This window comes from Microbacterium phycohabitans, assembly GCF_032464935.1.
GTDB classification, from domain to species: domain Bacteria; phylum Actinomycetota; class Actinomycetes; order Actinomycetales; family Microbacteriaceae; genus Microbacterium; species Microbacterium phycohabitans.
In genome coordinates, this window is sequence record NZ_JAWDIT010000002.1 from 481,137 (window position 1) to 507,419 (window position 26,283).

Sequence of the window (26,283 nt, forward strand, 5' to 3'; positions counted from 1 at the left end):
GGGCGGGGCCGCGGACCGGGAGGGTTATTGGGGGCTCCTCCCGGCCCGCGGGTCTCATCGGACGCCGACGCCCTTGCGGCGTTCGGCGCGGGTCGCCGGTGCCTCGACCTGCTCGGGCGCCTCTGCGGAAAGCGCCGCGGCCTCGGCATCCGTCACCTTCGGCTTGCGGGGCCACCAGAACCGGTCTCCGGCGATGAACGCCATGGCCGGCACGATGACCGTGCGCACGAGTAGCGTGTCGATCAGCACGCCGATGCAGACGATGATGCCGATCTGCGTGAGCGTGATGAGCGGCAGCACGCCCAGCACCGCGAACACCGCGGCGAGCAGGATGCCGGCACTCGTGATCACCGCGCCGGTCGCGGCGAGCGCGCGGATCATGCCCTGCGTGGTGCCGAGCGTGCGGCTCTCCTCCTGGGCGCGGGTGACGAGGAAGATGCTGTAGTCCACGCCGAGGGCGACCAGGAACAGGAAGCTGAACAGGAGCACGTTCGTGTCGATCGCGGGGAAGCCGAACAGCGGCGTCTGGAACAGCCACCACGCGGCGCCCACCGCCGAGAAGAAGCTCGCGACGACGGCCAGCAGCAGCAGGATCGGCGCCAACAGGGCTCGCAGCAGGATCACCAGCACGAGGAAGACCAGCACGAGGATCAGCGGGATGATCAGCGACTGATCGCGCTCCTGGGCGCCCGCGACGTCGAGGGCCTGGGCGTCGAGTCCGCCGACGAGCGCGTCGCCGGAGCCGACGGTGTCGAGGTCGGCGCGCAGCCGCTCGATCGTCGCGAAGGCCTCGGGCGTCTCGGCCGCAGACGACAGCGTGACGTCGACGCGGGCCCAGTCGCCGTTCTCCTCGACCAGGCGGGCGGAGTCGACGCCCTCGATCCCGCTCGCGGCCGCGACGACCGCGTCGGCGTCGGCCACCGGGGCGACCACCGTCGCCGGGGAGGTGGCGCCGGCCGAGAAGGCCTCTGCGAGCACCTCCTGTCCCGTCACGGCGTCGGGCTTCTGCAGGAAGCGATCGTTCTGCGACAGACCCGTCTGCACGAAGAACAGGCCGCTCGCGAGCGCTCCGAGCACGACCGCCCCGGTCAGCGCGACCACGACCGGACGACGCGAGACCCCGCGGCCGAGCTTGCCCCACGGGCTGCGCGAGATGGCATCGGGCGAACCGAAGCGCGGGATGTAGGGCCAGAACAACCAGCGGCCGAACAGCACGAGAGCGGCCGGGAGCACGATCAGCGCGAACGCCATCGCCACGACGACGCCCACCGCGCAGGCGAGCCCGAGCGCCCGGTTGCCCGACAGCTCGCCGAGCAACAGGGTCGCCAGGGCCAAGGCCACGGTGGAACCGCTGGCGATGATCGCGGGACCGGCGCCGCGGACGGCGCGGCGCATGGCCTCGCGACGATCTTCGGCGAGGCGCAGTTCGTCGCGGTAGCGCGCGATGAGCAGCAGGGCGTAGTTGGTGCCCGCGCCGAACACGAGCACCGACAGGATGCCGGTGATCGACGCGTCGAGCTGCACTCCCACCGCAGCGGCCACGCGGCGCGCGACGATTCCGGCCGACGCGTCGGCGGTGCCGATGACGATGAGCGGCACGAGCCAGAGCCACGGACTGCGATAGGTGATGAGCAGCAGCACGGCGACGACGATGACGGTGGTCAGCAGCAGGGTGAAGTCGGCGCCGTCGAAGACCGCGGCGATGTCGACCTCGAAGCCCTCGGGACCGGTGAGGTACGTGCGCACCCCGTCGAGGCCGTCGGCCGCGAGGGTGCGGATCTCCGCGGCGCGCTCGGCTTGGACTTCGACGTTCGCTTCGGGGGCGAGGGGCACGATCAGCAGCGCGACGGTTCCGTCTTCGGAGACCTGCGCCGGCGGGATGAACCCGTCGGGGGTGAGATCGACGAGATCGCCGAAGGACTTCTGCTGAATGGCGGCGACCGTCTCGGCGGACAGCGCCGCTCCGTCGTCGGAGGCGAAGACGACCAGCGCCGAGGTGGTGTCGGCGTCGGGGAAGGTGTCGAGCACCTTCTGCACCTGCACGGACTCGGCGCTGTCGGGCAGCCCGGTGGCCGGTGCCGTGTCGCTCGTCGCGCCCGAGCCGAGAGCGAACAGCGCCGCGACGCCCGCGAACGCCACGACGAGCACGATCCACGACGTGCGGGCCGAGGTGAGGAAACGGAGGAAGCCGGTCATGGGGAGCCTTCGCTAGATTTTGGAGTATCTCGATAATCGAGATACGAGAAAGGTAGCCCAATCACGCGTAGAGTGCCAGTCATGGAAGAGCCGAATCCTTCCTCCCCACCCCCCGTCGTCGGCGGCGTCGCCGTGCCGCCCACGCGGCGCCCGACCGCGCTCGTGCGCGACCTCTTCACCGCCGGATCGGTGTTCGAGAAGGCCCTGCAGCGCGAACTCGCCGTCAACCCGACGGGCCTGGATGCCATGGGCCACCTCGTCATGTCGGGCCCCCTGTCGCCGGGTGAGCTCTCGCGCCGCCTCGACCTCACGACCGCCGCCACCACCGCCGCGATCGACCGCCTCGTCGACCTCGGACATGTCACGCGCACCCCGCACCCCACCGACCGCCGCAGCGTGCTCGTGGTGCCCACCGACACGTCGATGGCCCGCGCGATGGGGCACCTCATGCCGATGATCGCGAGCGTCGACGCCGTGCTCGACGAGTTCAGCGACGAGGAGCAGGAGGTCATCACCCGCTACCTCGAGCGAGTGATCGCGTCGTACGGCATCCCCGACGACGGCGAGATCCGGTCGATGGCGGTCCCCCGCACGACGCACTGACCCGGGGCCGCGCGCCCCGCCCCGCCCCGCCCAGCGCCCGGCGCTCCGCGCACGGCGCTCCGCGCCCGCCGCTCCGTCGAGTGTCCAAGACATGCCGTTCGGACGACGTCGCCGACGGCGTGTTCTGGACACTCAACGGGGTTGTGGGTGCGCCGCGCGCGGGGGGACGGAGGGGCCCGGCGCGGCTGCTACCGTGCGGGAGTGCTTCCGGATGCCACGACCCCCCGCCGAATCCACGTCTCCGCCGCCGTCATCACCGACGCCGACGGGCGCCTGCTCGTCGTGCGCAAGGCCGGGACGACGGCGTTCATGCAGCCCGGCGGCAAGCCCGAGGCGGGCGAGAACGCGGCCGAGACCCTCGCGCGCGAGCTCGCGGAGGAGATCGGCGTGCACGTCGACCCCGATGTCCTGGAGCCCCTCGGAGAGTTCACCGCGTCCGCGGCCAACGAGCCCGGCTTCGAGGTGGTCGCCGACGTGTTCCGCGTCGACATCGGCGAGCAGCAGCCGACCCCGGATGCCGAGATCGCCGAGCTCCGCTGGGTCACCGCCGCGACGGCATCCGGGATCGAGATCGCCCCGCTCGCGCGGCAGTACTTCCTGCCGGCCTGACGCGGCGGTCGCGCCGGCCCCTTCGACGAGCTCAGGGACCTCACGCCCCAGGGGGCTGAGCCTGTCGAAGCCCCCGGACCCTTCGACGAGCTCAGAGACCTCACGCCCCACTCGCCGACCTCACGCCGCGGGGATCAGGCGCCGACTCACCACGAGCTCTTGCGGTAGTCCTTCAGGAAGATGCCGAACAGGTCTTCGCCGGCCTCGCCGCGCACGATCGGGTCGTACACGCGCGCGGCTCCGTCGACGAGGTCGAGCGGGGCGTGGAAGCCCTCCTCGGCCAGGCGCACCTTGGTGAAGTGCGGGCGTTCGTCGGTGATCCAGCCGGTGTCGACGGCGGTCATGAGGATGCCGTCCGCCTCGAACATCTCGCGGGCGCTCGTGCGCGTGAGCATGTTCAGCGCCGCCTTGGCCATGTTGGTGTGCGGGTGGCCGGGTCCCTTGTATCCGCGACCGAACACGCCCTCCATCGCCGAGACGTTGACGATGTACTTGCGGTCGAACGTGGATGCCGCCATCGCGGGCCGCAGGCGACTGACGAGCAGGAACGGCGCGGTCATGTTCGCCAGCTGCACCTCGAGCATCTCGAGCGGCTCGACCTGGTCGACGTGCTGCGTCCAGCTGTTGATGCGGTCCTCGTCGGGGATGAGGCCGCCCGCGTCGATCGCCGTTCCTGTCATCAGTCGCTCGAGCGATGAGGATCCTGCCGCCATCGCCTCCGCGGTCAGCTCGTCGGCCGTGCGGGCGGCCGAGGCGAGGATCGGGTGCGCCGACACCGACTGCGCGAGCGCGAGCGGGTGCGCGTCGTTGGTGTGGCCGAAGGTGACGAGCTCGGGCAGCGGGCCGTCGGGGAGCGGTGCCAGTTCGGCATCCACCAGGGGTTTGTAGGCCCCAGGAGACCGCCGCACGGTCTGGGCGGCGTTGTTGATGAGGATATCGAGGGGCCCATCGGATGCCACCGACTCGGCGAGACCGATCACCTGCGCCGGGTCGCGCAGGTCGATGCCCACGACCTTGAGGCGGTGCAGCCAGTCGGCGCTGTCGGGGAGCGACGAGAAACGGCGCACGGCGTCGCGGGGGAACCGCGTGGTGATCGTGGTGTGCGCGCCGTCGCGCAGCAGCCGCAGGGCGATGTACATCCCGATCTTGGCGCGGCCGCCGGTGAGCAGGGCGCGTCGGCCGGTCAGGTCGGTGCGGGCGTCGCGCTTCTCGTGGCTCATCGCGGCGCAGTCGGGGCAGAGCTGGTGATAGAACGCGTCGACGAGGGTGTAGTCCTGCTTGCAGATGTAGCAGGCGCGGGCCTTGATCAGCTCGCCCGCGAACGGCATGGCGGTACGCGCCTGCAGCGGGATGCCACGGGTCTCGTCGTCGATGCGGTCGGGGGCGCCGGTGGCGGTGGCGGCGACGACCGCGCGGTCGGCGTCGGCGATGCGCTGGCGCTTCTCCTTGCGCGACTGCCGCTTGACGTCCTTGTAGAGCTTGCCGGTCTGGCGGCGCAGGGCGATGTAGGCGGGGTCGTCGTGGTCGAGCGAGGAAGCGGCGTCGATGACGCGCAGCGCGATCTCGAGCTCGGACGGGTCGATGGTGGTCGACCGCGCGGCATCGCGGTCGGGGCTCAGCAGTGTTTCGGGCACGGGGCAGTGTACCGGGGCCTTGCTGGACGACCGGTGGGCCCGGGCGTGTCGCGGCCGAGCGCGCTGCGGTTCAGCGGCCGACCGCGCCTACTGCTTCCCGCCGTCGACCCACCGCGTGTGCGCCTTCAACGCGTGCAGCACGGCGAGGCGCACCACGACGTACAGGGCCGCCCCGATGACCGCGAGGCCGACGCCCCACACGAGAAGAAGGATCAGGGAGTGGGCACCGTACATCCCGCGAGCCTATCGAGCGGCCTCGACCCCGGCCACGGTCGCTGCGCGTTGCGTCCGTGCCCGGTCGTACCGCAGCAGCCAGCGCTGGACCGGAACCTCGACGACCTTGTGCATCACGAACGCCAGAGCGAGTGCGATCCCGAATGCGGCGAGCGCGAGCAGCACGGCCCGTCGCCACGGGAGCTGCGGATGCCCGTCGGGCCACGCCGACGACACCGACGCGATCACCAGCAGGTGCACGAGGTAGAACGCGAACGACACGCGCCCGAGCTCCTGCCAGAGCGGGCGCGCGAGGAAGGTCGACGACCGATGCGCATCGGCCGAGGCCAGCGACGAGACGAGCAGCGCGAACGCCCCGACGGTCACGGCGAGACCGGGGTGCACGTCGGTTCCGGGAAGGGTCGGCGCCTCCGACAGCGCGTAGCCGACGACCGCGAGCGGGAGCACGAAGCGCAGGCGCGGCGGCATCCATGCTCCCCGCTTCACCAGGAGCGCCAGGGTCACGCCGACGACGAACTCCGGCAGTCGCAGGAGGGGAGTGGATGCCGCCGACATCGGCACGGGCGAGAGCGCGGCGATCTGCGGGGCCAGCGCGACGAGCGCGAGCGAGATGCCGACGACGATCGTCTGCGCCCGGGCCGACAGGCGCACGAGCGGGCGGATGAGGAAGGGGAAGCTGAGGTAGAAGAACGCCTCGCACACGAGCGACCAGCTGGCGGGGTTTCCCGCCTGCCACCAGTCGGGTACCCACCCGTTGACGAGGAGCACGTTGGCGGCCAGCGGGACCGCGCCGTCGGTGCGGATCTCGGGCACGAGGGTCGCAGCCGCGACCAGGGCGAGCCCCACGCCCACGAGGTGCAGGGGATAGATGCGGGCGAAGCGGTGCCACCAGAACGATCCGGCACTCTGCTGCGGCTTGTAGCCCCAGGCCAGCACGAACCCCGACAGGATGAAGAAGAGCGTGACGCCGGTCTTCCCGGCCTCGAAGACGAACGCCCATACGTCGTCGGCGGTGCCGCCGAAGTACTCGACCGCCATGAGGTGGTGGCCGAAGATGAGCATCGCGGTCGCCCAGCGCAGGCCGGTGAGCGAGGGCAGGTGCCGCGCCGCCGTCGGTCGGGCGGATGCCACGGGCCGGGCGGATGCCACCGGCCGGGCGTCGACACGAGAGGTCGTCATCGTGGTCATGCCGTCGCCTTCCGTCCCGTCGTCGTTCGCCTGGCGCGCGAGGCGGGCGCTCGTCGGCGACGTCGTTGGGCCGACCTGTGCACGTGGAGTCGCGCAGACCGGGAGAGACGGTACGGGAACTGGTTGAGGAAAACCCTGGGAGGGGTGGGGGCTTGACGAGGTCGCGCGCACCGATCTTCCGCGGAATGACGCGGCAGGAGGGGCGATTTCCCTCCGTGAGAGCGGCCGCATGCAGCGCCCGATAGTTCACCCGGTCGCCTCGATCGGGGTCGTGCAGAGCCCGGCCTCCCGGCCGTCTGCACCCTGCGAGGGGCCCTCGAGATGCACCAGGCCTGACCCGGCGTCAGTCCTCCCCGGGCAGCGCCCGCTGCGCCACCACGCGCCGCGCTTCGACCACCGCTTCGGCGAACTCGGTGTCGGGGTCGTCCATGACGATCGCCGTCGCCCGCGCGTGCGCGCTCACGACGTCGTAGGGCGAGGCCGCCGCCCGCTCGACGGTCGCTTCGGCGCGGAACCCAATCGCCGCGAACGCCCGACTCAGACTGCGCTGGGTGTCGTGGTCGCCTCGGCCGAACTGGGTGGCGAGCTCTTCGGCGAGCGCCTCGTGCGCGTCGTCGGGAACGAGTCCGGATGCCGTGCGCCACGCCGCCCGCGCCACCTCGGGGTGCCGATCGCGCAGCACCGCCGGCGTGATCACGGCGAACGCGGCGGGATCGCCGATCTTCGACAGCGTGTGCAGGGCCTGACTCCGCGCCTGCGGCACCTCGGAGGCCACCTCGGGCAGCAGTTCCGCGACCGCCCGCGCCGGGTCGTGCCGCGTGAGCGCCCACGTGAGCATGTCGCGCACGAAGAAGTCGGGCTCGACGGCGCATCGGGCCACGAGCTCGGCGATGTAGCTGTCGTCGGGGCGGGTTCCCGCGGCGAGCGCGGCCTGCAGCCGCGCGGAGGCGTCGGAGTGCGCGAGGGCGGCGCGCAGGCGGGAGGCGGGGGTGTCGGTCATCGTGGTTCCAGGGTTTCACGCCGTGCGACGGCGGGGGCCGACTCGGCGGATGCCGAGACCGGCCGGGAGGTGCGGAACGGCGCGTCACCGGCATCCATCCGCCGCCTGCTCCGCGGGCCGCCGCCTTCCGTGGGCCCTACTTCCGCCCCACGCGCCGCTCGACCAGCTTCCGCGCCACGTCCATGAAGCTCGGTGCGTACTTCGCCCACTCCTGGTCGAGCTTGCGCACGTCGATCTTGCCGGTGTGCAGGAGCTCGCAGATCTTGAGCCAGCTCTCGCCCGTCGCCGCCGTGAGAGCACCCGCGACCGCGGCGTTCACGACGATGCCCGCGCCCGGGATCAGCTTCAGGAAGCTCGTCGCGAGCGCGCGACCGGCGACCTGCACGCCGAACTGTGCGAGCGCTCCCGCCGACAGCATCGTCTTGACTTCGAGGTCGTAGATGGCGGCGATGCGCCCCATCATCGTCAGCTGGATCGGCGCCAGCGTGACAGCATCCGAGACAGGAAGCGGAACGGTCGCCGCTCCCGCGGCCGCTGCGGACGCCGCGGCGATGATCGGCCGCGCCATCTCGCGCTTCCACGGGAGGTTGAGGCGCTGTGCGATGCGAAAGGCGTCCTTGTCGCGCTCGGGCGCGAGCTCGAGCGTCTCCGTGACAAGGTCACCGAGGCCGTGCCCCTTGCCCTTCCCGTTCTTGTCGCGGGTGGAGGTGAGGATGACCTGCCGGTAGGGGATGCGCAGCCGCTCGCCGGTGTTCGGATCGACCGGATCGTTGAGCCACTCGACGAACGCCTCCAGGTCTTTCGCGACGCCCTGGTGCCCGGTGATCGGATTCTTGATCCAGTCGACCTTGGTCAACACGAGGATCACCGGCAGCCCCCGCGCGTCGAGCTCGCGGATCATGGCGATGTCGGCCGGGGTGAGCCGGTCGTCGGCGGCCCGCACGCAGTACCAGACGACCGAGATCTGGTGATCGCCGGAGTGGGCGGCGATGGCATCCAGGTGGTTCCGCAGCTGCTGATCGGGCGGAACGGGCGAGCCGATCTCGAACCCCTCGACGTCCCAGATGCCCAGCGAATCGTCGCTGTAGAAGTGCACACCGCGCGTGACCGGCAGCCCGCGCCCGACCTTCGCCCAGTCGCGCCCGAACACGGCGTTGACGAGCGACGACTTCCCCACGCCCGAGGCGCCGACGATCGCGAGATTGAACCGCCCGTAACGCGACTTCGCCTCCGACGTCGCCTCGACGAAAGCCTTCTCGTCGAGCTGCCGCGCGTCGGTGTTCTTCTTCGCCATGGTCTCGCCTCCCCCGCACGTCGGCCTCAGGATGCCGCGACGCAGGGCGCGGATGAGGTTGTGTCGAATCTACGGCTCAGGCTCGCTCGCGCGCCGTCTGACAGTGACCCTTGCGCGAGCGCGCACAACGCGTCACGGCTGTCGCCGCAGCCCCACCCACTCGTCCCCATCCCGCACGAACACGATCCGGTCGTGCAACCGCGACGGACGCCCCTGCCAGAACTCGATCTCCCGCGGCTCCACCCGATACCCGCCCCAGTGCGGCGGCCGCGGCACGGGCTGGTCGTCGCCGAAACGGGCCGACACTTCCGCCATCTGCTCCTCGAGGGCGGCACGGGATGCCACGGGCTCCGACTGGTGGCTCGCCCAGGCCGACAGCTGCGACCCGCGCGGACGCGACGCGAAGTAGGCGTCATCGCGTTCTGCGGGAAGCGGCGTGGCCGTGCCGAGCACGATCACCTGCCGCTGTAGCGCGTACCAGGGGAACAGGATCGACACCGCCGGGTTCCCCGCCAGCGCCTGCCCCTTCCGCGAGTCCCGGTTGGTGAAGAACCACAGCGCCCCGTCGTCGTCGACCCCGCGCAGCAGCACCGTCCGCGAGGTCGGTCGGGCCTCGGCATCCACCGTCGAGACCACCATCGCGTTCGGTTCGGGCAGGTCGGCGGCGTCCGTCAGCCACCGTTGGAAGAGATCGAGGGGGGATGCCGACAGCGCGGCGTCGTCGAGCTCGTCGAGCGTGTAGTCGAGGCGGTGGGCGAGGGGATTCTCGGTCATCGCGCGGTCCTCCGAAGCGTCGCTGGGGGCACCATCGTATGCGCGCGGGGTCCGGCCGCGGCCCGACCACCGCCCGGGACGATTCGCGTACACACGCCTGCGCAAGTCGTTCCGCGAAAGGCGGCCGTGTGAGGCCGTCGGGATCAGAGCCCGGCGATCTCGGCCGACCGCACGAAGAAGTACACCAGGGTCGCCACGAAGACCACCACGAGCACGACCATGGTCCAGAACAAGGCGATGCGCAGCCGGCGGATCTGGGCGGATTCCCCCGGACGGTTCCACGGCGCGCGCGCCATCACCGTTCGACTCCGACCCGTGCGACCGCGATAAACATCGGCATCCGTTCCCCCTGCGCTGCGCTGCTCTATGGACGAAAGGCCACGCTATCCAGCCCCACGGGTGGATGCCAGCACCTGGCGGCGTCCCCCGTCAACCCACCGCCGCACACATGTGCACCGCATGGAATAGGTCGTCGCCGCGCTCCGTTACGTTCGCGTGGCCCTGTGACCCCCACGAAAGGACTCCCGTGAGCCTGTTCAGCCCCACCACCGTCGGCAGCATCGGCGTGCGCAACCGCGTGTCGCTCGCCCCCATGACCCGCCTGCGCGCGAGCGCCGACGGCGTTCCCGGACCGATCGTCGCGAAGTACTACGAGCAGCGCGCCGGCATCGGCCTGCTCGTCACCGAGGGCGTGTTCCCGAGCGCCGAGTCGAAGGCGTACCCCGGCCAGCCCGGAATCGTCACCGACGAGCAGGCCGCCGGCTGGGCGAAGGTCGCGGATGCCGTGCACGCCGAAGGCGGAGTGGTGTTCATGCAGCTCATGAACGGCGGACGCGTCACCCACACCGACATCACCGGCACCGACCGCATCGTCGCCCCCTCGGCGATCGCGATCGAGGGCGACACCCGCCTCGCCGACGGCACCAAGGTCGCCTACCCCGTGCCGCACGCCCTCGAGACCGAGGAGCTCGCCACCGTCCGCGATGAGTTCGTCGCCGCAGCCCGTCGAGCGGTGGATGCCGGGATCGACGGCGTCGAGCTGCACTCGGCGAACGGCTACCTGCTGCACGAGTTCCTCTCCCCCGCCTCCAACCAGCGCACCGACGGCTACGGCGGATCGCCCGAGGCCCGCGCCCGCTTCGTCATCGAGGTCGCCCAGGCCGTCGTCGCCGAGGTCGGCGCCGACCGCGTCGGCATCCGCATCTCCCCCGCCCACAACATCCAGGACGTCTGGGAGAAGGACGACGCCGAGACCCGCGCCACCTACGAGGCCCTCATCGCCGGCCTCGCCCCGCTGGGCTTGGCCTACCTCAGCGTGCTGCACGCCGACCCCGCGAGCGACCTCATCCAGGACCTGCGCCGCGCCTTCGGCGGCACCTTCATCGTCAACTCCGGCTTCTCGAAGATGACCACGCGCGAAGAGGCCGTCACGGCCGTCGACGAGGGCATCGCCGACCTGATCGCCGTTGGCCGCCCCGCCATCGCCAACCCCGACCTCGTCACCCGCTGGGAGCAGAACGCCGACGAGAACGAGGTCGACCAGGCCTCGGTCTACGGCCCCGACGAGCGCGGATACACGGACTACCCGTTCCTCGAGAACTGACATTCGGATGCCACGCGGGGCGGCATCACGAGAGTGACGCCGCCCCGTTCTCCTGGGCTATATCGCCCTCGATAACCCTTGCACTATCCTGTCGATATGAACATCCGCGCGGGCCGCAGGGCGGCGGGCATGAGTCAGGCTCAGCTCGCCCGCGCCGCTCAGGTTCCGCAACCGAACATCTCCGCCTACGAGAACGGCCGGCGCCAGCCGAGTCCCGAGGTACTCGACCGCATTCGGCGAGCGCTCGTGGGCGACCTCAACGACCGGCTCTTCCGCCACCGCGACGAGATCCACCGAATCGTCGCCGAGCATCACGCCACCGATCCGCGGGTGTTCGGCTCCGTCGCCCGAGGCGAATCCACCGAGTCCTCTGACATCGACCTCCTCGTGGACTTCACCCCCGAGGCGGGACTGCTCGACGAGGTGGGCCTACGACTGGCTCTCACCGATCTTCTCCACGTCGACGTCGACGTCGTGGCATCCGATACCTTGCGTGGCGATCTCCGCGAGCGCATCCTTCGCGAAGCGGTACCGGTGTGACCGCGGAGGCGCAAAAGGCGCGGGATGCCGCGACTCGGGTCATTGCCGTGTGCGACGTGATCGCACAGATCGTGGCCCGGGGCGAGGAGTCGTTCCTCGCGGACGTCCAGGCCCAGTGGGCTGCAGAGATGGGGCTGATGCGGATCGGCGAAAGTATCGCGAAGATCCCCGCTTCGATGCGCGAGCGCTTTGCCGAGCAGCCGTGGCGGCAGATCATCGCGATGCGGAACTTCGCCGCACACCAGTACGACGATCTCGATCCGCACCGGGTCTGGCGGACGCTGACCCGCGACGTGCCTCGGCTACGCGCCTACCTGGCCGATGTCGTGATCCCCGGAATGTAGCCCGTCGCGGCCTCAGCGTGGAGCGCCTGTTCGGCATGACGAGCCGGGGCGAGCGACCACCGCCGCCCACCCCGGCTCGCACCGCGATCCATCACACCGGGTTCGCCGCCGCGAACACGTTCCGCGGGTCCCACAATGCATTGGCGACGCACACCGACGACGACGGATTTTCTGTCGCGCACACCCAAGTCCGATCACAATGCAGCACTCTCGTCGTGAATGGGGGGCTCCGCGTAACTGAGCGAACTGACAGGAGTCCCCCCAGTGCGCGGATCCTCGCCCGCGCTCAAACCCTTGTAGATAACGGTGCGAACAACCTGATGATATGTGTTAGCGATCAAGTCCTGGTAACGCAAAGTCACAACAACGTTGTACGCGTTTTGACGAGGATCCTCAAAACGCGGATTATCACGAGGAGCCACGAAGTATGCCCGGATGGTTCGGGAGGAGCCGTTCTTGACCAGAAAATTCACGAAGCCGGTATTTTGCTCGGCGAGCACATTCCCCTTGCTGTCCCCGACCGTATACTCCACCGCCGTTAGCAATGCATGACCCAACCCCACATTGCTGACAAGCAGCGCATGACGGAAGTGTAAAGCCCCCTCATCGCCCGAGCTAGCTCCGTCGATCGAGAAAACCGGCGTCCCGGGCTCCTCAGCAAGCTGGCCAGCAGAGTTATCGAAATGCTTAGGGTCATAGCTGACGCTCATTTCAAATAACGGCAGCATGGACAAGCGGTTTCGAAGAGTTTCAGCCGCCTGTCGAGAACGCTCCGCCGACTGGGCATTTCGGAGTGTTAAAAGAACACCTCCGAACGTAACCAGACCACCGACAACGCCGCCAACAATTGCCCCGATGAATGCCAGCCAGTCGTAGTCCGCAGAAAGTCGCACGTATTGACGAATATCGATCAAGTCCAATACAACCAGGCTCACGACCAAGAGGAGGAGCCCCGCAATTACGCCGTGCACCCAGACACGGGTATCTCCGTCCCGTTTGGCATCGCCGCGCCGATCCGCTGCAGAACGCTTCTTCGCCGCCCTTGTATCGAGCAAATACAGACCTGTTTGACGAACGACTGCGAGTAGGGCGAAGCGGATCGGCGGGGCTGGAGGCGGGCTGGCGTCGGGATCTTTGAGGTAGGCGAGCCACTCAGCAGCTTGGTCGTCTCGCAGGACAACGGGGGCGGCGCCGCGCCGCCGTCGATCTAGTGTCCAAAGAACGACGAGGCCCCCGGAATCAACAGAGGCATCGCCGGTCCACTCCATGTAGAACGCAGCACCTCGATCGTCAGCGAGGACGATATGACGCGCAACTCCGGGGTCCGGTCGATCCGAGTGCTCGAGCTGCTCCCCGAAAAGGATCACTGATATCGGATTGAGAGCTGATTCCGGCGAGAAGAAAAGAGGGTCGCCCGCCCGGGCGATGTTCTCTTGATCCAACCACACAACGCCATGCGCAATCACGCGCCTTCGACCACCGTCACACTCGCGAATGTCGACGCGAGAATTGCGGCCTTGTCGCATGCTTCTGACGGAAACTCCGTACCGGGCCCTCCTTCGCTCGCGAAACTCAACGATCAGAACGACGGCAGCAAGAAAGCAGCACGCAACGCCAACTACCTCTAGCGCGAACAGGTCTTCCGGGTTCACCACCCGAGTCTGACAGAACTTGCAACTACCGCTCCCGCGCCGCCCGCTGATCCCGCCTCATCGACGACACGGCCATATCGCCCGCGATATTCTGCCCCGATGGACATCCGCGCGGAACGACGAGCGGCCGGCGTGAGCCAGGCCGAGCTCGCCCGCGCCGCTGAGGTGCCGCAGCCGAACATCTCGGCGTACGAGAACGGTCGCCGTCAGCCGAGCCCCGAGGTTCTCGAACGTATTCGGCGAGCGCTCGCGGGCACCCTTCGCGATCGGCTCTTCCGCCACCGCGACGAGATCCACCGACTGGTCGTGCAGTATCACGCCACCGATCCGCGGGTCTTCGGGTCGGTGGCTCGCGACCAGGCCACCGAGTCCTCTGACGTCGACCTCCTCGTCGACTTCACGGCCGATGCGGGATTGCTCGACGAGATCGGCCTGCGTCTCGCCCTTGCGGATCTCCTGCAGGCAGAGGTCGACGTCGTGGCATCCGACACCCTTCGCGGAGAGCTGCGCGACCGCATCCTGCGCGAAGCGGTGCCGGTGTGAACGCGGAGGCGCTGAAGGCTCGGGATGCCGCGACCCGGGTCATTGCGGTGTGCGAGGTGATCGCGCAGATCGTGGCCGGCGGCAAGGACCCCTTCCTCACGGACGTCCAAGCGCAGTGGGCGGCCGAGATGGGGCTGATCCGCATCGGCGAGAGCGTCGCGAAGTTCCCCGTTCCGGTACGCGAGCGCTTCGCGGAGCAGCCGTGGAGACAGATCATCGACATGCGAAACTTCGCCGCCCACCAGTACGACGATCTCGACCCGCACCGCGTCTGGCGGACGCTGACCGTCGACGTTCCTCGGCTGCGCGCCTACCTCGCCGAGGTGGTCATCCCCGGGCTGTAGCGCCCGCCCGCGCGAACCGCTCGGCCTGCACCCGGAACGCCTCCGCCAACTCCGGCGGCCCCACGACGTCCATCTCGGCCTCGAACTGCCCGAGCGACGCGGCGAGGGCTCCCCACGACCACGACCCCGCCTCGAGCGTGCAGCTCCGCTCGTCCACCGCGGTGACGGTTCCGTCGCCGGCGAAGGGCCGCACGTCCCGCGCCGGGAGGTGCAGCAGAACCGTTCCGCGGCACGGCCAGGCGTTGGCATCCGCTCCCTTGAACCGGGCCGAGACGAACGCGTCGACGTCTCCGCCGGGCACCGTGCGCGGGGTGAACGGGGCACCGTGCGGGATGCGCGGATGGATGCGATCGACCCGGAAGATCCGCCAGTCGTCGCGGTCGAGATCCCACGCGACGAGGTACCACCGGCCGTCCGAGACGGCGAGGTGGTGCGGCTCCGCCCGCCGCAGCGCGTCGCCGTAGTCGAACCGCAGGGTCACCCGGTCGCGGATCGCCTGCGCGAGCGTGACGAGCACGTCGAGGGAGATCTCGGGGGATGCCACCGCCCCGGGCCGCGCGACCGTCGTGACGTCAAGGGTGTCGAGGCGGTGCCGCAGGCGCGAGGGCATGACCTGGCGCATCGTCGCGAGCGCGCGGATCGCCGCCTCGCCGATGCCCGCGCCGAGGGCCGGGGCGGTGCGCAGCGCGATCGCGACGGCGAGCGCCTGGTCGTCGTCGAAGAGCAGCGGGGGCAGCTCGGCGCCGGAGTCGAGACGGTACCCGCCGTCCGGACCCATCGTGGCCTCGATGCGGTACCCCATCTCGCGGAGGCGATCGATGTCGCGCCGCACCGTGCGGTCGGTGATGCCGAGCCGCGAGGCGAGCAGCGACCCCGGCCAGTCGCGTCGCGTCTGCAACAGCGACAGCAGGGTGAGCAGCCGCGATGTCGTGGTCATGGCATCCAGGGTATTTCCGGTCTAGGACAAAAACCGACCTACACGGTTGCGAGGGTGGTCTCACGAGCCGATCCGGCCCAAGACCCAAGGAGCAGACATGTCCGTGCAGACCACCACCCACCTGAACTTCCGCGGCGACGCCCGTCAGGCGCTCGAGTTCTACCAGTCCGTCTTCGGCGGCCACTCCGTCATCAACACGTACGCCGATTTTGGGATGCCGGCCGAGATCCCCGGCTCCGACAAGCTCGTCTTCGGCCTGGTCGCCGCCGAGAACGGGTTCCGCCTCATGGGCTACGACATCCCCGGCCAGACCGAGGGCGGCATCGCCGGCGGCAGCTCCACCCACCGCGAGAACAACACGACGATCACCGACCAGGCGCTGTTCGTCTCGATCAGTTCACCCACGCTGGACGAGCTGCAGCGCTATTGGGATGCCTTGGCGGTGGATGCCACGGTTGTTGAGCCGCTCGCGGTTTCGGCGTGGAGCGCCGGGTTCGGCATGCTGACCGACCCGTTCGGCGTGACGTGGAGCGTCTCGGTCGCCGCGGAGTGACCCGGTAGGCAGGGCCTCGCGCGATCAGGTCGCACGGGGCCTGCGCTATGCCGCCGGCCGGTATCGCTGCACCGTGACGCCCGAACGGAACTCCCGCCGCTCGATTAGCTCGAGCGTCAGCTCCACGCCGTCGAGCAAGCGGGGCCCGCGACCGGCGATCACCGGATGCACCACGAACGTGTACTCGTCGATGAGCCCCGCCGCCGCGAGCGCCGTCGGCAGCCGCACACCCCCGAGCGAGATCCCCCGCCCCGGCTGCTCCTTGAGCCGCCGCACCCCGTCGACGAGATCCCCGCGAAGGAGTTCGGCGTTCCAGTCCACGGCGTCGAGGGCAGTGGATGCCACGACCTTCCGCATCGGATCCATCACCTCCGCGAACGCGACCTCACTGTCATTTATCCAGTCAGGCCACGGTCCCGACGCGGGTCGCCGCCACACGCCCTCCATCAGCTCGTACGTGACGCGTCCGTAGAGGAGCGTGTCGGAGCGGCGCAGCTCGTCGGTCCAGAACGCCATCGACTCGGCGTCCGGCGGGAGTCCCGCTTCGTGGTGTACGCAGCCGTCGAGGGTGGTGTTGAAGCCATAGCGGAGGGGTTGGGTCACTCATTCATCCTCCTCGCTGCTCCCGAACGACGAAACGTTTTTGAGGCGCACCCTCAACGTCACTCCCCATGTTGAGGCGACCCGGCCGCGGCTCGGACGCATTGGCGCTGGTGAGCGCGGTCGCTGAAGCAATTTCTACAGTGTTCGGGACGCGCTAGTTGACTCCGCCGGCTCGTCCGCATGGCGCGTGCCCGGACACCCTTCTTCGCTACGAATCGCCGTCCGCCCACAACCTCAACCCACGTCTCACGGCGAGAATGATCACCACCCCGCATGCATCGTTACGGCGGCGGGTGTAAGGCTTGGGCAATGACACATCCTGAGTGGTGGGAACTAGTTCCGCTGCACGAGACTCTCCTAACATGCGCCGGACAACACGCTTCAGCGGCGTACGAACTGATCGACGGTGGAACTCCCACCGAGGCGACCTTCGCGGCCGCACGAGCGAGTATCCACGCTGGAGCGGCCGTAGAGCTGCTCACGAAGTCGATACTTGCCAAAGAGCATCCGGCACTGATCATGCGAAATCCCGTTGATGCCGTGCGTGCGAATGGGCACGTGCTCGAGCTGCCCAGAACAGCAGATGCCGCCGACCTACAGATTGCTCTGAGTCGACACCTCACGCTAGGCACGAAAGTAGAAGCTTTTGGTATGGGCATCCTCGGCGATCGAAACTTAGCTGCCCACGTCGGCCTCTCGAAAAACTCTCTCAAACAGAATGTAAACCGCTTGGGGCTATGGATTCACTTCGTCCAGGAGGCGTCAGGGCTGCAGGCTACCGACTGGCTCACGCCAGCGGCGGCCTCGGCGCAGGAGGGCCGCTACAACGCCTTTATTCTGGAGCTACATAGGAAGCTGGTTTCCGCGCGGGCCGTCTATGATAACAAGCGGCGCGTTCGACGAAAGTCACATGGGGATTTTGAGGAGTGGGCCGCCAGCCTCGAGCGAGAATTGGCAGAGTCCGCGCCCTACGAAATCGGGCCCGATTTTGACGAGCAACAAGCCTGCCCGGCCTGCTCGAGGACCGGCCACATGTGGGGAGTTGTCGACCTCAGGTACGGCGGACTCGACGAACCCGCCGAGTACGCATCCGTGTCGCTCTTCTTCAGGTGTGCCGTCTGCGAACTGCAGCTCGGGAGTGATGAGACCGCTGTCGTCTTTAGCCCTGACTGGAACGACGTCAGTGCGCCGCTAACGGACGTTTAGGCGGCATGGATCACCCCCGGGGTTTCGCCCGGTGGGTTCCACTGCCCAAAGCACGCCTGCCCACCTGGCTTTCTGAGACGTGCGTTGATCAAGAACGGGGATCTGCTTACCCAAGACCAGGACGCCCCGCGCCGTTCCATGCTTGGCGATTGATAACAGGCCGAGGCTCTGTCCGCCGGTCGGCGCCCGCGAGTGAGATTCGTAATCAGCGGTTCGCTCGATCGCAGCCGCTCCACGCCCAGTGGCATTCACAGCACTATGGCGAGACCGCTCGAGGTAGGACCTGACGTTCGAGGCGTCTTGTCGGGAAGGATGAGTCGGAGGCGACGATCCGACCTCCAGCGCCAAGCTGTCGACGCCGCCGCCCGATAGATAGGCCAGGCTGCAGTTGTCACCCCAGGGAGTTTGAAGCATCGCAGACCGCAGTGCCCCAACGTCCCAATCGGACGGCGACCGCCCCGATCCGTGAGCTATCGGTCGCTAGCCAAGCGCCACCCGGTAGTTGCCGTATGAGTTGACGTGCGCCCACAATGGCGAGGTGCGTGCATGGATGGTGCGGGGCGGGCGGCATGGGGAACGCGAACAGGACGCGTTGCGTGACGGACGCGCGCTAATCGGCTGGTCCGAAGTCGGGGATCTCTCGGGATTCTCGCGGGAGGAGATTCGAGATGCACTCAGCGCGGCGCATCCCGGTGAATCGAACTATCTGATTGGAAACTGGACCGGGCAGCTAGATCGTTTCGTAAACGAGATGCGCGTCGGGGACATCATGGTGATGCCGCTGAAGTCCGACGGCACCTTCGCGATCGGCACGATCAGCTCGGATTACGGCTTCGACGATCGCGAAGAGGGCGAGCACTTCCGAGGGGTGGAATGGCGACGGTCGGATGTCGAGCGCAACACCCTCAAACATGATCTGCGTGCATCACTGAAGTCGCTCCTCACTATCTGCGAGCTGTCGCGTTTTGGCTCGGTCGAGAGACTCATGGAGGTACAGGACGGCAGGCCCGACCCTGGTCCCGCGCGCGAGGGAAGCCCCCTTCCGAACAGCATCGACGGACTCTCGCGCCGCACGCCGACACCCATGACGGTGCGGGAACTGCTTGACCTTGCCGGGGCCGACCGCAGAACAGCGCAAACAGTTGCTTCTATAGACGAACTACTGCACACCTCGGGTCTCCAGTCTGTCCCGTCGATCACCGACGCCGAGATCGACGAACAGATCGTAATCACGCCGATCGACGACCCCTCCAAGCTGGATCATCACGACCAAGCATCTTCTCCAGCGCCCAGGCTCGATCTAGAGCATTCGGTCGGATACCGCATCCATCAGATTCCCTCTGCTCGCCGCGCGCCGGTGTCGGTATCCCGGGACGACCTCATCGCTGACGCAAGGACGGCCATGCTGGAGGGAAACTTCTCCCAGCTGGCTGTCGTTGAGGCGGGCGGTCTCGCGGGCGTCATCACTTGGGAATCCATCGCGATCGCACACATGCATGGGAACCCGACGATTGTCGCGGAAGCCATGACAACATCTCCGCCAACAGTTGCACCTTATGCAAACGTACTCGATGTCGTTTCCCAGATCGAATCGAGTGGATACGTATTCGTTCGCGGTGAAGCGAACGAGATCGGCGGGATTGTCACCATCGCGGATCTCACTGCAGAGTTCGGCCGCGACCGCCGACCTCTGGTGATGATCGAAGAGATCGAGATGCGAATGCGCCGCGCCGTGAAACGTCGACTCACGGACGCTGATATCGAACGATCACCCGCTCGTTGCAAGACGATTGATCGGCTCACCCTCGGCGCGTATCCGTACGTGTTCGACGATGACCAGAACTGGGACAAGCTCGGCTGGGCAGGGATCACGCGAGAACGACTGCGCTCCCTGGTGGAGAGTATCGCTGATGTGCGGAACAGCCTGATGCACTTCTCACAGGATCCTCTGCCCGAGTCGACGTTCGGAATGCTCGAAGGAACGCTGAGGCTGTTGCGTGCCGTCGACTCGTCGCGCTCTGCGCCAGAGCGCTCAGCGCCCTCAAACTCTCCAAGACGGACGGCCTGATCCACAAACTCGTGCCGCCGCCTAGGCGACGATCAGTTTGAGGTCAGCCACGCGCCGCACCCTTGTCTTTCAGGTACTCATAGAGCATCGCCGGGAGCGCCTTCCCCAACTCCGCAAACAACCCACCGTCGCCGAGCAGATCGTCGATGAACGCGGGCGTCTCTTCGCGCACCTCCACGACTGCCTTCGTGAACGCCTTCGGCAGCGCCGGCGACTCGGCGAACTGCTGGGGCGTGTTCACCTCGGCTTGCCGGGCGAGGTCGTAATCGAGGGCGAGCTTGCCGACGATGTGGTTCATGGTGATGTCGATCACACCGACGCCATATTTGTCGCCGAGGCGTTCATTCAGCTTCTCGATAATCTCCTCGAGAGCGCTGCGGTGCTTCTCGTGAATCGCCCCGGAGCCAATCGCGGTGATCGGGTCGAGCCCTGGCCCCTTCTCCAGGTTCAGCTTCACAGCCTCGCCCGCAGTGATCTTGTACCCGACGAGCTGCACCTGAGAAATGTCGACCGGCTCCTCATAAGTCGCGGTGGACAACTGCGGAAGGATGCGGCGGAAGAAGTAGTGCCGACGCGGCAGGTCGGTGTCTTCGAGGTTCCGGACCTGCGAGATGAAGTCGTAGAACTTCACGAACTGGCCGGCATCCGCTTTGAACAGACGCAGCTCGTCTTGCTCGCTCTTGTCGCCGTCGAGCACCGCGTTGAGCCAGCGCTTGCCGAAGCGGTCCACCGACGGCGTTGTCGCCGCCGACACCTTCGAGTTCGCGTTTTTCTCACCGGCGAGGGCCGCATCGAACGCCTGCTCCACTTCGCTCATTGTGTAAATCCCCGACGCATCGAGCTTCGTAACGAGGTCGTAGATGAGGTTCGGGTCGGTGAGCGCGGTCAACTCCGCCTTGCGGTAGTAGTCCTTGAACGCATCGAGCACGTCGAGGGGCTCGTTGACGAAGTCGAGAACAAAGGTCTTGTCCTTGCCCGGGTACGTGCGGTTCAGCCGGGACAGAGTCTGCACGGCCTGAACACCGCCGAGCTTCTTGTCCACGTACATTGCGACGAGGCGTGGCTGGTCGAACCCTGTCTGGAACTTCTCCGCCACGATCATCACGTTGAACGTTGACGGCCTAAATGCCTCCGCGAGATCCGAGGTGTGCAGACCCGGGTTCTGCGTCTTCTCCGTCAGCCCATCACCCACGTCGTCGGGGTCGTCGAGCGTACCCGAGAACGCCACCAACGACCGGACACCCTGCACGCCGGCATCCGTGATGTAGGCATCGAGGTACTTCTTCCACCGCACCGCCTCCTTACGCGACCCGGTGACGACCATCGCTTTCGCCTTACCGTCGAGCAACGGCTTCGCGTAGGCGGAGAAGTGGTCGACGACGATCTTCGCCTTCTGGCTGATATTCGTCGAGTGCAACCGCACGTACTGCACGAGTGCCTTTACGGCGGTTGACTCGTCGACCTCACCGTGCGCGTCATAGTCCGCACCCGGGTGCTGCAGCTTCCACGCCACCTTGTACGGGGTGTAGTTCTGCAGCACATCGAGGATGAATCCCTCCTCGATCGCCTGCTGCATCGAGTACAGATCGAACGGCTCCGGAGTCGCATCCGGCCCTGCACCATCCGGTACCCGTCCGAACAGTTCGAGGGTCTTCGCTTTCGGGGTGGCGGTGAACGCGAAGTAGGAGATGTTCGGGGCAGCCGCGGTGACTTCCATCGCCCACTGCAGGTATGCCTCCGAGTTGATCGGAGCGCCTTCGGCGATCGCGGCCTGTTCGTCCGGGGACAGCACCTTTGTCAACGCGCCGGCGGTGGACCCCGTCTGCGAGGAGTGGGCCTCGTCCGCGATCACCGCGAATCGGCGCCCCTTCAACTCGGGCATGGTCTGGATAGCGGTGATCAGCGCCTCAAAAGACTGAATCGTCACAATCACGATGTTCTTGCCGCCGGTCAGCGCATCGGCGAGCTGCTTCGACTTCGACTCGCCCGCATCCTTCGTGATCGACTGCACCACCCCGGCCTGCTTCTCGAACTGGCTGATCGAGTCCTGCAGCTGCTTGTCCAGCACCGTCCGATCGGTGACCACTACGACCGTATCGAACACCCTCGCGTTCGCGTCGTCGTGCAGCTGCGACAGGCGATGCGCGAGCCACGAGATCGAGTTCGTCTTCCCCGAGCCTGCCGAGTGCTGCACCAGGTATCGGTTCCCCGGCCCCGCCGCTCGCGCCGCATCCACCAGACGGGTCACGGCCCGCCACTGGTGGTACCGCGGGAACAGGATCTTCTCGGTCTTCGTCTTCTTCCCGGTGTCGGGGTCGACATCGACCTCGACCTGAAGGTGCACGAACGACCCCAGCAACTGCAACCAGGTGTCGCGCTGCAGGATCTCCTCCCAGAAGTACGAGGACGCTGACCCGTCGGGGTTCACGGGGTTCCCCGCACCCTCGTCCGCCCCCTTGTTGAACGGCAGGAACCGCGTGTTCGGCCCGGCGAGCTTCGTCGTCATCCGCACCTCGGAGTTCGACACCACGAAATGCACCAACGACCGCTTCGCGAACCCGAACAGCGGCTCACCGGCCGGCGACCGGTCAAACCGGTACTGGTTCACCGCGTTACCGATCACCTGAGTGAAGTCCGTCTTCAACTCCACCGTCGTGACCGGGATGCCGTTTACGAACAGCACCAGATCCAACGCCTTGTTGGGATGCTTCACCGAGTAATGCACCTGACGCATCACCCGCACCCGCATCTTCCCGTACGCCTCGACCGTGTCCGGGTTCTGAGTCGTCGCTGGCCGGAACTGCGCCAACCGGAACTTCACCGCACCCCCATGCAACGGAACCATCGAGAAACCCTCATGCAGAATCCGAATCGTCCCACCGTTCTTCAACGGATCAAGATCCAGAGACTTCGCCAGACGAGACAGGATGCTGTTGCCCGCGGCCTTCCGCTGAGCATCGGTGTCACCAGGGCGGACGACCTTTCCAAACTCGGTCGGCTGCGAATCCTCCAACCAACCGAGCACATCCGCGGGGAACAACGCCAGCTCACGGTCATATCCGGCATCGGTCGGGGAGTACAGCCACCCGTTCGCGGCGAGATGCTCGGCAATCTCGTTCTCCAGCACCGACTCCAGATGCGCCCCCGCGACACCGCTCACACCGACACCCCCACATCGATCTTCCCCGTCACCGCAGCCGAAATCAGTGCCCCACGACGCTCACGGGCAAGCGCAACGCCGCGCTCCGCGACACTCCGAGCGACGTCGATTCTCGAAGCACTGGATGCAAACTGCCTGACGAGCGCCGCCTGAGTTTCTGGGTCTGGGATCGGCACCTCGACATCGAGCACCACCGATGTATTCAGTCGCTCGCGGGTCGACCCTCGGGCGGCCAGCTTCATGAGGCCGCGGGTTGGAGGTGCCGAAAGAACCCACGCAAGAAAATCCGACGAGAGACCGTGCACTGGCCGAACTCGGTAGCAATCCGCCTTCACGATCGCGGGTCCAATGTCCGGCAGCACGCACGCGCGCCCCAAGGGCATACGGTCATCACCGAGTCCGGCCACGATTACGTCGCCTGCGGCCGCCGCGTGAGCGGTCAGCGTCGCCGCGTACTCATCGGAAACGAACGCCTCGTCACCGGCCTTGAACTCGTTGATGCCGATGTTGCCCAAGCGAATCACACGCGTCCCTGCGTCAGAATAGTGCGCCGACGTCAGGGAAGAGCCAAACGGTCCGTCGGCGATCGATGAAACGAATCTCCGAAGTGGAACGGGCCGGGCAGTCCTCGCCGCCTTCATATAGAGGTCGCTCCAGACGCTGTCGCGGCGTTCGGTGAGGAGCGTGATGAGTTCCTTGTTCTTCGCGATAAACGCGTCGATCTGCCCCGTCTCCCGATCCAGATAGCCCGCGATCGCGCGCTGGACATCCAGGGGCGGCACCGCCACCGGGAACCCTGTAAACATCGGACGCCGCAAGGAGGCGACCGTCGACTGCGCTCCCCCGTACGCGACTGTCTGACCGAACTCCGAGGAGAAGTAGTAATAGAAGAACCGTCCGTGCATGCCGCGAAAGTCGTGCATCACGTAGACCCGCTGATGGACTTCGAATCGACCATCGACGTGGTGGAAGATCTCACCGACAGCCCCATCCCCGGCGGTGAGGACTGCCTCTGTGTCGTAGGAGTACGTGTCGATCTCCAGCGGCTTCTGCGACCGAATGATGAAGGGGTACTCGCCACCCGGCACCGCGTCCACGGTGTCACGGGAGCCTGTCTCGACCCGCGCGAGATAGCGAAGCGAGATCTCCTGCCACCCCGGCGGAAGCTCGCCAAGCCAGGGTGCACTCACCGCTCGACCTCGACGAGCATTGCCCGTAGTTGGTCCATGACGGATTCGAGGTCGCGGTCGATCTCTTCGAGTGGGCGGGGTGGGACGTATCGGTAGAAGTGGCGGGTGAAGGGGATCTCCGCACCTTCCTTGGTCTTGGACTGGTCGACCCAAGCGTCAGGCGCGTACGGAAGAACCTCGCGGGCGACGTAGGCTTCGATGTCTTCGTCCCAGGGCACGTTCTCGGTGTCGCGGAGCGAGCTGTCCGGCTCCGGGTTGCCCTTCGGATCGGTGCAGATGTCGGCGGTGTCGTCCTGCGCACCGAGCTCCGTCATCACTGCCTTCAGCAGCGGCGCGGGGAGCGTGAGGCCTTCGGCTTTCGCGGCATCCTTCAGCATCTTCTGGAACTCAGAACGGTTCTTCCAGACCGTGTCGGGGCCGAGGCGGGCCAGGGCGGCACGGAGGGCGGCGGCATCTCTCTCGTTCAGCTTCTGGACCGCCTTCGCCTCGAAGACTGCGTCGATGCGTGCGGAGGTGCCATGCCAGTTGAGTTTGAGGGGGCGTTCGACGGTGATGGTGCGGTAGAGGAAGTCCTCGTTGCGGAAGATCTTCGAGTGCTCGCCGTCCTCGAACCCGGCGTACAGGCCGACGATGGTCTCGATGTTCTGCGGGGAGAGTTCGTTGCGCTTGGAGCCGAGGCCCTTGCGGAGCTTGGTGAACATCTCTCGGCCGTCGATGAGTTGCACCCGGCCCTTGCGGTCGTCGTCCTTGCGGTTGGTGAGGACCCAGATGTAGGTAGAGATGCCGGTGTTGTAAAACATGTCTTTCGGCAGTCCGATGATCGCCCCGACGAGGTCGTTGTCGAGCAGCCACTTGCGGATGTTCGACTCGCCGCCGCCGGCGCCGCCGGAGAACAGCGGCGACCCGTTGAGGACGATCGCCATGCGGGAGCCGCCGTCTTCGGGCTTGCGCATCTTCGATACAAGGTGGAGGAGGAACAGCATGGCGCCGTCGCTGACCGCGGGGGTGCCAGGCCCAAAGCGGCCGTTGAAGCCGAGCTTGATGTGTTCGTCGTCGACGTGGGTGCGTTGGTCTTTCCAGTCGACGCCGAAGGGTGGGTTGGAGAGGCCGTAGTCAAACTTCTTGTCGTCGAATGCGTCTTCGGTGAGGGTGTCGCCGAGGGCGATGTTGTCGACGTCCTGGCCCTTGATGACCATGTCGGCCTTGCAGATCGCGTACGAGGCGTCGTTGTAGTCCTGCCCGTACAGGCTGAGCTGGATTCCCGGGTTCATCTTGCGGAGATACTCGTCCGCGACCGAGAGCATGCCACCGGTGCCGGCAGTCGGGTCGTAGATGGACCGCACCACGCCCGACTTCGAGAGGGCGTCGTCGTCGAGAGCGAACAGCAGCTCGACCATGAGCTTGATGACCTCGCGGGGGGTGTAGTGGTCACCGGCGGTCTCGTTCGACTTCTCGTTCGCGAACCGGATCAGTTCCTCGAACACGAGGCCCATCTGGATGTTGCTAACCGTGCGGGGATGGAAGTCGGCCTGCGCGAACTTCTCCGTCACTGCGAACAGCTTGTTCTTCTCCGCCAGCTTGTTCAGCGTCTTGTCGAACTCGAACCGCTCGAAGATGTCGCGCACGTTCGCAGAGAACCCTGCGAGGTACGACGACAGGTTCGCTCGGAGATCCTGCGGGTCGGCGACGAGCTTCGCGAAGTTGAACGGCGACGTGTTGTAGAACTGGTGGGCTGCCGCATCCGTCAGCTTCATGTGCCGCAGCACATCTGGGGCCTGATCGACGGTCGGAGCAACTTTCAGTACCTGCGCTTTGGTGTCCGCCAGAACTGCGTCGAGCCGCCGAAGCACCGTGAACGGGAGGACGACCGAGCCGTACTCAGAGGGCTTGAACGGACCGCGCAGAGATTCGGCGATGTTCCAGATGAAGTTGACATGGTTGACCACAGGTAGGCACTCCGAAGGTCGAGCAGCGAGCAGGCGGCGTCCGCGCCGCGATCTCCTCAATA

24 protein-coding genes are annotated in these 26,283 nt (G+C 67.0%); 10 read left to right on the plus strand and 14 right to left on the minus strand.

Features of this window, described 5'->3' with window-relative positions; translation table 11 throughout:
- Positions 1-54: 54 nt before the first annotated feature.
- On the minus strand, positions 55-2,196 hold the full coding sequence (locus RWH44_RS06660; RefSeq protein ID WP_316003961.1) for an MMPL family transporter: 2,142 nt from the start codon (positions 2,194-2,196) through the stop codon (positions 55-57).
- An 81-nt stretch (positions 2,197-2,277) separates the two neighbouring features.
- Between RWH44_RS06660 and RWH44_RS06665 the strand changes: the two genes are divergently transcribed.
- Positions 2,278-2,799 carry a MarR family winged helix-turn-helix transcriptional regulator gene (locus RWH44_RS06665; RefSeq protein WP_298876961.1) on the plus strand — a complete coding sequence of 174 codons (522 nt, stop codon included), beginning with the start codon at positions 2,278-2,280 and terminating at the stop codon, positions 2,797-2,799.
- Positions 2,800-3,000: 201 nt separating this feature from the next.
- A complete protein-coding gene (locus RWH44_RS06670; RefSeq protein WP_316003962.1) occupies positions 3,001-3,408 on the plus strand; it encodes an NUDIX hydrolase in 408 nt (135 codons plus the stop codon).
- Positions 3,409-3,554: 146 nt separating this feature from the next.
- Here RWH44_RS06670 and RWH44_RS06675 read toward each other — a convergent pair whose 3' ends face one another.
- The 7 genes from RWH44_RS06675 to RWH44_RS06705 form a co-directional block, all read right to left on the minus strand.
- On the minus strand, positions 3,555-5,042 hold the full coding sequence (locus RWH44_RS06675; RefSeq protein WP_316003963.1) for an SDR family NAD(P)-dependent oxidoreductase: 1,488 nt from the start codon (positions 5,040-5,042) through the stop codon (positions 3,555-3,557).
- An 87-nt stretch (positions 5,043-5,129) separates the two neighbouring features.
- Positions 5,130-5,276 carry a hypothetical protein gene (locus tag RWH44_RS06680; RefSeq protein ID WP_298876970.1) on the minus strand — a complete coding sequence of 49 codons (147 nt, stop codon included), beginning with the start codon at positions 5,274-5,276 and terminating at the stop codon, positions 5,130-5,132.
- Positions 5,277-5,285: 9 nt separating this feature from the next.
- On the minus strand, positions 5,286-6,464 hold the full coding sequence (locus RWH44_RS06685; protein ID WP_316003964.1) for an acyltransferase family protein: 1,179 nt from the start codon (positions 6,462-6,464) through the stop codon (positions 5,286-5,288).
- 343 nt (positions 6,465-6,807) lie between these two features.
- Positions 6,808-7,464 (minus strand): HEAT repeat domain-containing protein, encoded by a 657-nt coding sequence (locus RWH44_RS06690; protein ID WP_316003965.1) that lies wholly within the window; start codon positions 7,462-7,464, stop codon positions 6,808-6,810.
- Between the two features lie 136 nt (positions 7,465-7,600).
- Entirely contained in the window at positions 7,601-8,758 is a 1,158-nt protein-coding gene (locus RWH44_RS06695) for a GTPase family protein (RefSeq protein ID WP_316003966.1), read from the minus strand.
- A 132-nt stretch (positions 8,759-8,890) separates the two neighbouring features.
- Positions 8,891-9,532: a pyridoxamine 5'-phosphate oxidase gene (gene pdxH, locus RWH44_RS06700; protein WP_316003967.1), complete on the minus strand. Its 642-nt coding sequence runs from the start codon at positions 9,530-9,532 to the stop codon at positions 8,891-8,893.
- Between the two features lie 143 nt (positions 9,533-9,675).
- Entirely contained in the window at positions 9,676-9,831 is a 156-nt protein-coding gene (locus tag RWH44_RS06705; protein WP_316003968.1) for a hypothetical protein, read from the minus strand.
- A gap of 227 nt (positions 9,832-10,058) precedes the next feature.
- Here RWH44_RS06705 and RWH44_RS06710 point away from each other — a divergent pair, with 227 nt between their 5' ends.
- From RWH44_RS06710 to RWH44_RS06720, 3 genes are all read left to right on the plus strand, one after another.
- Positions 10,059-11,135, plus strand: a complete 1,077-nt coding sequence (locus RWH44_RS06710) for an alkene reductase (RefSeq protein WP_316003969.1) — start codon at positions 10,059-10,061, stop codon at positions 11,133-11,135.
- A 96-nt stretch (positions 11,136-11,231) separates the two neighbouring features.
- Positions 11,232-11,675: a helix-turn-helix domain-containing protein gene (locus RWH44_RS06715; protein ID WP_316003970.1), complete on the plus strand. Its 444-nt coding sequence runs from the start codon at positions 11,232-11,234 to the stop codon at positions 11,673-11,675.
- Positions 11,672-12,019 carry a HepT-like ribonuclease domain-containing protein gene (locus tag RWH44_RS06720; RefSeq protein WP_316003971.1) on the plus strand — a complete coding sequence of 116 codons (348 nt, stop codon included), beginning with the start codon at positions 11,672-11,674 and terminating at the stop codon, positions 12,017-12,019. The genes RWH44_RS06715 and RWH44_RS06720 overlap by 4 nt, the downstream gene beginning before the upstream one ends.
- A gap of 194 nt (positions 12,020-12,213) precedes the next feature.
- On the opposite strand, the gene RWH44_RS06725 is transcribed toward RWH44_RS06720, so the two are convergent.
- The gene (locus RWH44_RS06725) at positions 12,214-13,671 is read right to left on the minus strand and encodes a hypothetical protein (protein ID WP_316003972.1); all 1,458 of its coding nucleotides are present in this window, start codon (positions 13,669-13,671) and stop codon (positions 12,214-12,216) included.
- Positions 13,672-13,770: 99 nt separating this feature from the next.
- On the opposite strand from RWH44_RS06725, the gene RWH44_RS06730 reads away from it, so the two are divergent.
- Together RWH44_RS06730 and RWH44_RS06735 are read left to right on the plus strand one after the other, a co-directional pair.
- Entirely contained in the window at positions 13,771-14,214 is a 444-nt protein-coding gene (locus RWH44_RS06730; RefSeq protein WP_316003973.1) for a helix-turn-helix domain-containing protein, read from the plus strand.
- Positions 14,211-14,558 (plus strand): HepT-like ribonuclease domain-containing protein, encoded by a 348-nt coding sequence (locus RWH44_RS06735; RefSeq protein ID WP_316003974.1) that lies wholly within the window; start codon positions 14,211-14,213, stop codon positions 14,556-14,558. Before RWH44_RS06730 ends, RWH44_RS06735 begins: the two co-directional genes overlap by 4 nt.
- On the opposite strand, the gene RWH44_RS06740 is transcribed toward RWH44_RS06735, so the two are convergent.
- Positions 14,542-15,495, minus strand: a complete 954-nt coding sequence (locus RWH44_RS06740) for a helix-turn-helix transcriptional regulator (protein ID WP_316003975.1) — start codon at positions 15,493-15,495, stop codon at positions 14,542-14,544. The two genes, RWH44_RS06735 and RWH44_RS06740, sit on opposite strands and share 17 nt — an antisense overlap.
- 97 nt (positions 15,496-15,592) lie before the next feature.
- On the opposite strand from RWH44_RS06740, the gene RWH44_RS06745 reads away from it, so the two are divergent.
- Entirely contained in the window at positions 15,593-16,048 is a 456-nt protein-coding gene (locus RWH44_RS06745; RefSeq protein WP_316003976.1) for a VOC family protein, read from the plus strand.
- A 45-nt stretch (positions 16,049-16,093) separates the two neighbouring features.
- Here the strand turns inward: RWH44_RS06745 and RWH44_RS06750 are convergent, their stop codons facing one another.
- Positions 16,094-16,651, minus strand: a complete 558-nt coding sequence (locus tag RWH44_RS06750) for a dihydrofolate reductase family protein (RefSeq protein ID WP_316003977.1) — start codon at positions 16,649-16,651, stop codon at positions 16,094-16,096.
- A 309-nt stretch (positions 16,652-16,960) separates the two neighbouring features.
- Here RWH44_RS06750 and RWH44_RS06755 point away from each other — a divergent pair, with 309 nt between their 5' ends.
- Positions 16,961-17,857, plus strand: a complete 897-nt coding sequence (locus RWH44_RS06755; protein ID WP_316003978.1) for a hypothetical protein — start codon at positions 16,961-16,963, stop codon at positions 17,855-17,857.
- Between the two features lie 538 nt (positions 17,858-18,395).
- Complete coding sequence (locus RWH44_RS06760) at positions 18,396-19,925, plus strand: DUF8426 domain-containing protein (RefSeq protein WP_316003979.1); 1,530 nt, start codon at positions 18,396-18,398, stop codon at positions 19,923-19,925.
- Positions 19,926-19,968: 43 nt separating this feature from the next.
- Here the strand turns inward: RWH44_RS06760 and RWH44_RS06765 are convergent, their stop codons facing one another.
- Genes RWH44_RS06765 through RWH44_RS06775 form a run of 3 tightly spaced genes read right to left on the minus strand, consistent with a single transcriptional unit; the run spans position 19,969 to position 26,221 of the window.
- Complete coding sequence (locus tag RWH44_RS06765) at positions 19,969-23,085, minus strand: type I restriction endonuclease subunit R (protein WP_316003980.1); 3,117 nt, start codon at positions 23,083-23,085, stop codon at positions 19,969-19,971.
- Positions 23,082-24,275 (minus strand): restriction endonuclease subunit S, encoded by a 1,194-nt coding sequence (locus RWH44_RS06770; protein WP_316003981.1) that lies wholly within the window; start codon positions 24,273-24,275, stop codon positions 23,082-23,084. The genes RWH44_RS06765 and RWH44_RS06770 overlap by 4 nt, the downstream gene beginning before the upstream one ends.
- Complete coding sequence (locus RWH44_RS06775; RefSeq protein WP_316003982.1) at positions 24,272-26,221, minus strand: type I restriction-modification system subunit M; 1,950 nt, start codon at positions 26,219-26,221, stop codon at positions 24,272-24,274. The genes RWH44_RS06770 and RWH44_RS06775 overlap by 4 nt, the downstream gene beginning before the upstream one ends.
- Between the last annotated feature and the right edge of the window lie 62 nt (positions 26,222-26,283).